We start from the raw sequence: 1459 nt of genomic DNA on the forward strand, positions 1-1459 counted from the left end.
GCTCAGCCGGACATATCGCTCGTCAACATCCCAGAACCCCGGCTGCCCGCGCATCTATGCCTCCTGATCCCGTCGAGACCGATGGAATCATGAAACGCCCAGCCACGCGAGGTTTTTCGAGGTGTCCACCTTCCACCCCGTCAGGCTCTTGCGCCCGCACTCCCAGATCGGCTGGCTCACGCCTTTCGAATTTGCGGCTATCTTCCCAACTCGTCGGTAAGCGCTGAACTGAGGCCGTTCAGACTACCTGGAAGTTCCAGGGCATGAGCTCTTCGATCCGACTGTTTGGCCAGCCGTTGGCGAGACGCTCCAGCGTGAGCTTCAGCCAGGCGAAGGGATCGACGTCGTTCATTTTGGCGGTTTGAAGCAGGCTTGCGATGGTCGCCCAAGTCCGGCCGCCGCCGTCCGAACCCGCGAAGAGTGCGTTCTTCCTGGTGATGGCCTGGGGCCTGATCGCTCGCTCGACGATGTTGCTGTCAATCTCGATGCGGCCGTCTTCGAGGAAGCGCTCCAGGGATTGGCGCCGCGACAGGGCATAGCGAATGACATCGGCGAGCTTGGATTTCTGCGAGATCCGCCCGAGTTCCTTTTCCCAGAGTGCGAACAGTTCGTCGATGATCGGCGCTGATGCCTGTCGGCGGGCCGATGCCCTAAGGGTCGGGGTGCTGACCGCGAACTTCATCCTCGATGGCCCACAACCTCTTCATGCGCTCGGCCGTGGCGGTCGCCAGCTCGGATTCGCCATTGGCGTGGAGATCGAAGAACTTGCGACGGACATGCGCCCAGCAACCGGCCAGCATGACCGCGCTGTTTTCTCCCTGCTCCGGTTTCTCCAGATGCTGATAGGCACCATAGCCATCGACCTGAAGGATGCCGCGATAGCCAGCGAGATGCTTGTCGACGCAGGCACCGGCCCGACTGTCTTCGAAGCGGTAGACGACCATCGGCGGACTGTCGCCGCCGAACGGCCGATCGTCGCGGGCATAGGCCCAGAGCCAGGCCTTCTTGGCCTTGCCGGCTCCGGGATTGAGGGTTGGCAGCGTCGTCTCGTCGGCGAAGATCCGTTCCCCCTGCCTGATCTTCTGCATCAGATGTTCGACCAGGGGCTCCAGCTCGAAGCCGAGCCGCCCCATCCACGGCGCTGTCATCGACCGATCGAGCTCGACGCCATCGCGGGCGTAGATGGCAGCCTGCCGATAGAGAGGAAGACCATCGGCGTATTTGGACACGGCGATCATCGCTAGCAACGCTTCGGTCGGCAGGCCACCTTCGATGATGTGGTTGGGCGCCGGAGCCTGGATCACGCCATCGGCGTCACGGAAGGCATACTTGGGCGGTCGATTTCGAGATGTTCCGAGGCGATCTCGTTGCGGCGCTTGGCTACACCAGCGGTCCGCAAGGCGGCCGCCCGCCATTCGATCCGGTGATGATGTTCAAGATCATGGTGATCCAGACGGCC

The 1459-nt window shown here is 62.4% G+C and carries 2 pseudogenes; one reads left to right on the forward strand and one right to left on the reverse strand.

Annotated elements, in window-relative coordinates:
* Window positions 1–238: 238 nt before the first annotated feature.
* Window positions 239–1340: pseudogene (gene tnpC / locus SMD10_RS25295) on the reverse strand (IS66 family transposase); the annotation flags it as partial.
* Between tnpC and SMD10_RS25300 the strand changes: the two are divergent.
* Window positions 1337–1459: pseudogene (locus SMD10_RS25300) on the forward strand (transposase); the annotation flags it as partial. The pseudogenes tnpC and SMD10_RS25300 sit on opposite strands and share 4 nt — an antisense overlap.

It is taken from the genome of Consotaella aegiceratis, from assembly GCF_036541425.1.
Classification (GTDB): domain Bacteria; phylum Pseudomonadota; class Alphaproteobacteria; order Rhizobiales; family Rhizobiaceae; genus Consotaella; species Consotaella aegiceratis.